Source organism: Streptomyces sp. NPDC001890 (genome assembly GCF_042891445.1).
In the GTDB taxonomy this organism is placed as follows: domain Bacteria; phylum Actinomycetota; class Actinomycetes; order Streptomycetales; family Streptomycetaceae; genus Streptomyces.
This window is the reverse complement of the sequence record NZ_JBIATE010000042.1, coordinates 38,993-45,858: the sequence shown is the minus strand read 5'-3', so window position 1 is coordinate 45,858 and position 6,866 is coordinate 38,993. Positions and strand designations below refer to the sequence as shown.

At 70.0% G+C, this 6,866-nt stretch carries 6 protein-coding genes; 1 reads left to right on the top strand and 5 read right to left on the bottom strand.

Features of this window, described 5'->3' with window-relative positions; translation table 11 throughout:
- Positions 1-151: 151 nt before the first annotated feature.
- From ACFYY1_RS40395 to ACFYY1_RS40375, 5 genes are read right to left on the bottom strand one after another with little or no spacing between them, the layout of a single operon-like run.
- Positions 152-1,462, bottom strand: coding sequence for a DUF58 domain-containing protein (locus ACFYY1_RS40395; protein WP_388594864.1), 1,311 nt, complete (start codon positions 1,460-1,462; stop codon positions 152-154).
- A gap of 10 nt (positions 1,463-1,472) precedes the next feature.
- Positions 1,473-2,474 carry an AAA family ATPase gene (locus ACFYY1_RS40390; RefSeq protein WP_388594861.1) on the bottom strand — a complete coding sequence of 334 codons (1,002 nt, stop codon included), beginning with the start codon at positions 2,472-2,474 and terminating at the stop codon, positions 1,473-1,475.
- Positions 2,471-3,682, bottom strand: coding sequence for a DUF4350 domain-containing protein (locus ACFYY1_RS40385; RefSeq protein ID WP_388594860.1), 1,212 nt, complete (start codon positions 3,680-3,682; stop codon positions 2,471-2,473). The genes ACFYY1_RS40390 and ACFYY1_RS40385 overlap by 4 nt, the downstream gene beginning before the upstream one ends.
- Positions 3,679-4,368, bottom strand: coding sequence for a DUF4129 domain-containing protein (locus ACFYY1_RS40380; protein WP_388594859.1), 690 nt, complete (start codon positions 4,366-4,368; stop codon positions 3,679-3,681). The genes ACFYY1_RS40385 and ACFYY1_RS40380 overlap by 4 nt, the downstream gene beginning before the upstream one ends.
- 4 nt (positions 4,369-4,372) lie before the next feature.
- Positions 4,373-5,575: a glycerophosphoryl diester phosphodiesterase membrane domain-containing protein gene (locus tag ACFYY1_RS40375; protein ID WP_388594857.1), complete on the bottom strand. Its 1,203-nt coding sequence runs from the start codon at positions 5,573-5,575 to the stop codon at positions 4,373-4,375.
- Between the two features lie 140 nt (positions 5,576-5,715).
- Here ACFYY1_RS40375 and mtnA point away from each other — a divergent pair, with 140 nt between their 5' ends.
- Complete coding sequence (gene mtnA / locus ACFYY1_RS40370; protein ID WP_388594855.1) at positions 5,716-6,864, top strand: S-methyl-5-thioribose-1-phosphate isomerase; 1,149 nt, start codon at positions 5,716-5,718, stop codon at positions 6,862-6,864.
- Positions 6,865-6,866 lie beyond the last annotated feature (2 nt).

Below are 6,866 nucleotides of genomic sequence, written 5' to 3'. Positions count from 1 at the left end.
GGGGGACCCTGTGGGAGAGTAGGACGCCGCCGAACTCCTTTTACGGGAAAGCCCCGTGTCCTTGTGGACACGGGGCTTTTCTGCGTTCTACGGCCGACCGGGAAGCCTTTCCCCGATGTGCGGCTCGGTTTGTCAGTGGTAATGAGATGAGCTAGAGCCGCCCCGCGCTCTTCAGCGCGAGATAGGCATCGGCGAGGGCCGGGGCAAGGTTGTCCGGAGTGGCATCGACAACCACCGCGCCATGACGCTGGAGCTGTTCTGCGGTGCGGAGTCGCTTTGCCTGGGCCTGTGCGCCTGCCGCAGCTTCGTAGATCGCGTCCACTGTGCCTCGCGAGCCCGCCATCTTCTCTATTTGCGGATCCGCCACAGAAGCCACCAGCACGGTATGGCGCTGGGTGAGACGGCTGAGTACGGGAAGAAGACCTTCCTCCACGGGGGCTGCGTCCAGACCGGTGAGAAGCACGATCAAGGAGCGACGCGGAGCTCCGGCGAGCACGGCGGAGACGAGACCTCGGGCATCCGTTTCCACGAGTGCCGGCTCGACGGGCGCCAGGGCGTTGACCATGGCTGACAGGACCTCTCCCGCGGACCGGCCTTGGACCTGTGCGCGGATGCGGCGGTCGTAGGCAAGCAGGTCGACACGGTCGCCCGCACGAGAGGCAAGTGCCGTGAGCAGCAGGGCCGCGTCCAGAGACGCGTCGAGTCGGGGCACGTCACCGACTCGCCCCGCCGAGGTACGGCCGGTGTCCAGGACGACGAGGATGTGACGGTCCCGCTCGGGGCGCCATGTACGCACGGCGACGGCGGACTGACGTGCGGTGGCCCGCCAGTCGATGGAGCGGGTGTCGTCGCCGGGCACGTACGGACGCAGGCTGTCGAATTCCGTGCCTTCGCCGCGGGTGAGAACACTGGTGCGGCCGTCGAGTTCGCGGAGTCTGGCGAGACGGGACGGCAGATGCTTCCGGCTGGTGAACGGGGGCAGGACGCGTACCGTCCAGGGGACCTGGTGATTCCCCTGCCGGGAGGCAAGCCCCAGCGGTCCGTACGAGCGGACGGTGATGCGCTCGGCCCGGCGGTCGCCGCGCCGGGTCGGACGCAGGAAGGTGGTCAGCCGGCGGCGTTCGCCCGCCGGGACCGTCAGTGCGTGCCGTGAGGAAGTCTGTTCCGTGCCGGTGGGCCAGCTGCTGGGAGGCCAGGCGTCGCGAAGGTGTGCCCGCAGCTTGCGACGGGAAGGATTGGTTACGGTGAGTTGCACTTCGGCGGCCTCGTTGAGTCGAACGCTTGTGTCACCGGATCGGGTGAACTGGAGCGTTCGCACTGGCGCAGCCAGGGCGTAGTCGCAGAGAATTGCCAAAGAGAGCGGTGCGTTGACTGCCAGCATTCCGGTCCAGCTCGGGGCCAGGATGCCTACAGGGAGTGACCCCAGGGCGGCCAGCAGGGCGGTACGTCCGGTAAGGGCCACGGTCACCGCCTCATCGGGGTACGGGGACGTGGGCGAGGACGGCCGTGATGACGGAGTCGGGGGTGACACCCTCCATCTCCGCCTCGGGCCGCAGTTGGATGCGATGGCGAAGTGTGGGGAGGGCCAGGGCCTTCACATCGTCCGGAATGACGTAGTCGCGGCCGGTGAGCCAGGCCCAGGCGCGAGCGGTCGACAACAGGGCGGTGGCGCCTCGGGGGGAGACTCCGAGGGACAGCGAGGGGGATTCACGGGTGGCACGACAGATATCGACGACATAGCCGGCGATCTCGGGAGAGACCTTGGTCCGGGCAACCGCGTTTCGGGCGGCTTCCAGGTCGGCCGGGCCGGCGACGGGGCGTATGCCGGCCGACTTGAGGTCGCGGGGGTTGAAACCGTCGGAATGACGGGTGAGGACGTTGATCTCCTCCTCCCGTGAGGGCAGGGGCACTGTCAGCTTGAGGAGGAACCGGTCCAGTTGGGCCTCGGGCAGCGGATAGGTGCCTTCGTACTCGACGGGGTTCTGTGTGGCGGCTACGAGGAAGGGGTCGGGCAGCTGCCGAGGAGTTCCGTCGACGGTGACCTGGCGTTCTTCCATGGCTTCGAGGAGGGAGGACTGTGTCTTCGGAGGGGTGCGATTGATCTCGTCGGCGAGCAGCAGATTGGTGAAGACGGGGCCGGGCTGGAAGGAGAACTCGGCTGTGCGGGCGTCGTAGACGAGTGAGCCGGTGACATCGCTGGGCATCAGATCGGGGGTGAACTGGACGCGCTTGGTGTCGAGTTCGAGTGAGGCGGCGAGAGCCCGGACCAAGAGGGTCTTGGCCACTCCGGGGACGCCTTCGAGGAGAACGTGGCCTCGGCAGAGCAGAGCGACGACGAGTCCGGTGACGGCCGGGTCCTGGCCGACAACGGCCTTGGCGATCTCCGAGCGCAGCGCTTCCAGAGATGCGCGGGCTGTGTCGCCGTTCCCGAGAAACTCGGTGGTCTCGGCGGGCACTGGGGGCGGGGCGCTCATGACGTGCGTACCTCTCTTTCGAGGGTGTCGAGTTGGTCTGCCAGTCGGACGAGAGCGGCATCGTCGGACGGGGCGGGTCCGAAGAGCACTGTCTGGAGGCTGTCGTCCGTGCTGCCCAGGCGGGCGGAAACGGCGGGGACGAGTGTCGAGGGGGAGTGGGCGTCGCGTGGGGGGACGCCGATGAGCGGGGCGATGCGGGTCCGGGTGGCGGAACGCAGTGACTCGGCGGCCCGGTCGCGGGCGTTCGCCTTGTGGTAGAGGCGGGCACGGCCCTCGGTGGATTCGGAGGCGCGGATGGCCACGGGCAGCCGTTCGGTCACCAGGGGGCCCAGACGGCGGGCGCGCCAGATGGCGGCGAGCACGGCGGCGAGAGCGAGTTGCAAGGTGCCCCACAGCCAGCCCTGGGGGATCAGGTCGGCGAAGCTGCGGTCGTCGGGGGCGCTGTCGCCTCCGGAGCCCCCGTTCTCGGCGGCAGCGGATGTATCAGCGAGCGAGGGGAGGTACCAGACCAGATGAGGGCGGGAACCGAGAAGTTGCAGGGCCAGGGACGCGTTGCCCTGGTTGGCGAGTCTGTGGTTGTGGAGCAGGTCGGGGGAACCGAGGAGCACGGTGTCACCCGCTCCTCGTTCGACCAGGAGCACGGTGGGGAGGCCGCCGCTCGGGAAGCAACCGATGGCGTCGGGTCCGTACGAGGCGTAGCGGAAGCCCCCGGTTTCGACGTTGCCGGCACTCCGGGCGGCAGGCAGGGAGCATTCGGGGGAGCGAGGGGTCACCGGTCCGGCGGACTCCGCACTGACGCCGGGGACCAGTGTGCGTACGGAAAGCGGGCCCGCGGCGAGCAGGACGGTGCGGCCGGCCGAGGCGTCGGTCGCGGCACGGAGTTCGCTCTGCTGGCGCGGGGCGAGCAGATTGGGGGACGTGACGAGCAGCGTGGTGTCGGGGCCGACCGCGGCGGTGGCTTCGTCGAGCGTGGTCACCACGTGAACGGAGACGCCGCGTTCCTTGAGGAGTTCGGCGACGGCCCGGCTGCCGTAGCGGTCGGCGGAGCGTGGGTCGAGGAGGCCGTGCTGGTCACCGGAGCGGACGGTTGCCAGGGCTATTCCGGCGGCGGTGAGTACGAGGAGGGCGAGGAGCAGACCGCGGATGCGGACCCAGACCTGGTGAGGGGTGAGGGCCGCCGAGGTGGAGGCGGTGGTGGCCCCGGTCATTCGGCTGCCCCCTGGGCCGTGGCCGTCAGGAGAGGCTTGGCGGTTTCGAGGTCGAGGTCCAGGCTTCGCAGGACCAGGTACGTCTGCTCGTCGGCGGTACGGCCGCCGTATGTGACATCGTCGAATTCCCTGGCGGCCGCGTGGAGTCGTGTCGCGTGTGCGGGCAGTGGCCGGCCGGCCTCGGCGGCGGCCTCGTCGGCGGTACGCCCGGGGCGGGGGTCGAGCAGAGCGCGCTCCTCCAGGGAGCGGACGATGGCGCGCATCCGTTCCTGGACCGCTTCGTTCCAGCGTTGGGCGGCGGCGTGGGCTTCGGCGGCCTTCCGGTGTTCGGCCGCGCTGCGGGGACTGTCGTCGAAGAGGGCGTCCGCGGACCGTACGGTACGGCGCGGAGTGCCCAGTCGCCACCAGAGTGCGGCGACCAGCCCTACGACGATCAGTACGAGCACGACAAGACCTGCGGGGCCGCCCGGTGCGGCGCCGGAGGCCGTGTCCAGGAGATCGCCGATCCAGTCCCAGAGCTGGTCCAGGCCCCGCTGGAGGAGGTTGGGATCGTTCTCGTGGTACATCGGTTTGGACAGTTCGTGTTTCGCTGCCTCGCGAGCGGGCCCACGTGGAGTGTCCACGGGTATGTCGCCGCTCGCGCGGATCAGTAGCCGTACTGCTGTGGTGCCCCCCGCCCCCGACACGGCATCAGCTCCTGGTGTCGTATCCGGGCAGGCCCGCCGCGCGGGCGAGCTCGAGGTCGAGTGCTTCGCGACGGATGCGCTGGTCGATGTAGAGCAACGCCATCACGCCGGCGGAGAGCGGGTACGTGATCGTCGAGATGATCACCTCGCCGATGCCGGAGACGATCAGGAAGGGCCAGCCGAAGTCCGTGGAGCCGTCCGTGAGGGCGGAGCCGATTCCTTCGCCGTCCACGGCCACCGCGATGACGCCGAACGGGATGGTGACGATCACGGCCACGATGAGCGTCAGCAGTCCGGTCAGCGCCAGGATGCCGAAGGTCCGCCACCAGGCGCCCCTGACCAGCTTCGCGGAACGACGCATGGAGGTGGTGATCGACTGCCGCTCCAGCATCAGGGCCGGAGAGGCCAGGCAGAAGCGGACCATCAGCCAGATCATGACGACGAACGCGGCCATGAACCCGAGAAGGGCGAGCCCGGCACCTGCGGTGGAACCGAGGAGCATGCCCGGCAGCAGGCCCACCGCCAGGATGGCGGAGCTGATCAGGGCCAGCAGCAGGGTCAGCCCCAGCAGATGAGGGAGCCTGGGCCGGGCCTCGGCCCAGGCTTCGGAAAGCGTCACGGAGCGGCCCAGCACGGAGCGGCTGATCACCACGGTCAGCACAGATGTCGTGATCAGCGTGGCGATCATGGTGATGAGCAGGGAGGGCAAGCTGCTGAACAGAGTCGACTGAGCCGATTCGGTGGCCTGCCGCAGAGCTTCCGAGCCGGTGGCATTCGGGTCGATCCGCGGAGGTTCCGGGAGCAGGAACCGTTCCACGAGGATGATCGCGATCTGGGCGATCACGGACACGGCCAGCGTGATGCCGAGAACCGTGCGCCAGTGGGCGCGCATCGTGGAGACCGCGCCGTCAAGGATCTCGCCGACGCCGAGCGGCCGGAGAGGGATGACGCCGGGCTTGGCCGCAAAGGGCGGCTGCCCCCAGCCGGGGCCCTGAGGTCCGCCGCCCCAGCCCGCGGGGGGAGGCGGTGCGCCGGGACCGGGTCCGGGAGTGCTCGGTGGGGACCACTGTCCTGCGGGCGGCTGCGTGGGAGACCAGTTCCCTGCCGGGCCGCTGCCGTCGACGGGCTCGGAGGGCCGGGGGACACCGGCCCCCTGACCCTCGGAGGGGGCAGATCCGGGCGAGGCCCAGCCCGGAGTGTCGTTCATTCTCGCTCCTTAACGGTCCTGCCCGCTCATCGGGGCGGCAGGTTGGCAGCCATCGTGCCACGCGTTGCCCACGTCTGGGCCGGGCGCTCTATCTCCTTCCGGCCTTCATTTGCGGGCGACTCACCGGGCAGACTGGGCGGATGGCTGATCAGGACGCGCAATCGCCGGTGGGCATCGAGCCTCCCGCGCTTCCCGTACTTCGCTGGGCCGAGCCGCCGGAAGGTCCTGCTCTGGTGCTTCTCGACCAGACGCGACTGCCGACGGAGGAAGCCGAGCTGGTGTGCACGGATGTGCCCGCGCTCGTACGGGCGATCCGGACGCTGGCGGTGCGCGGGGCTCCGCTGCTCGGTATCGCGGGGGCCTACGGAGTGGCTCTCGCGGCTGCCCGGGGGGATGACGTGGCGGAGGCCGCGGAGCTGCTGGGGAGGGCGCGGCCCACCGCGGTGAACCTCGGGTACGGGGTACGGCGGGCCGAGCGGGCATATCGTGAGGCCGTTCGGAGGGGGGCGGATCCGGAGCGGGCCGCGGCGGTGGCGCTGGCCGAGGCCAGGGCGCTGCACCGGGAGGACGCCGAGGCCAGCGGGCGCATGGCGCGGTACGGCCTCGCCCTGCTGGACGAGCTGCTACCCGGTGGTGGTGGGCATCGGCTGCTCACCCACTGCAACACGGGGGCGCTCGTCTCCGGCGGTGAGGGCACCGCCTTCGCCGTGGCGCTCGCCGCGCACCGGGAGAGGCGGCTGCGGCAGCTGTGGGTGGACGAGACGCGTCCGCTGCTGCAGGGGGCCCGGCTCACGGCCTATGAGGCGGCGCGCAACGCGATGCCGTACAGCCTGCTCACGGACAACGCCGCAGGTTCGCTGTTTGCCGCGGGCGAGGTGGATGCCGTACTCATCGGGGCGGACCGCATCGCCGCTGACGGGTCGGTCGCGAACAAGGTGGGGAGCTATCCGCTGGCGGTGCTCGCGAAGTACCACCACGTACCGTTCATCGTGGTCGCGCCGACCACGACCGTGGATCTGGACACCGAGGACGGAGCGTCGATCGTCGTCGAGCAGCGGCCGGGGGTCGAAGTGACGGAGCTCACATCGCCGCGGGGTGGGGTGGCGGACGAGTCCGCCGGCGGAGTGCTCGTGGCACCGGCTGGAACCCGGGCGTACAACCCCGCGTTCGATGTCACGCCGCCGGAGCTGATCACGGCGGTCGTCACGGAGGAGGGCGCGGTTTCCCCGGTCACGAGGGCCGGACTGGCAGAGCTGTGTGCCAGATCATCGCAGGTAACGATTAGCTAATG

Coding starts and splice junctions, on each gene's coding strand:
- ACFYY1_RS40385 (WP_388594860.1), bottom strand. CDS start 3,682: ATGACCGGGGCCACCACCGCCTCCACCTCGGCGGCCCTCACCCCTCAC.
- ACFYY1_RS40375 (WP_388594857.1), bottom strand. CDS start 5,575: ATGAACGACACTCCGGGCTGGGCCTCGCCCGGATCTGCCCCCTCCGAG.
- ACFYY1_RS40390 (WP_388594861.1), bottom strand. CDS start 2,474: ATGAGCGCCCCGCCCCCAGTGCCCGCCGAGACCACCGAGTTTCTCGGG.
- mtnA (WP_388594855.1), top strand. CDS start 5,716: ATGGCTGATCAGGACGCGCAATCGCCGGTGGGCATCGAGCCTCCCGCG.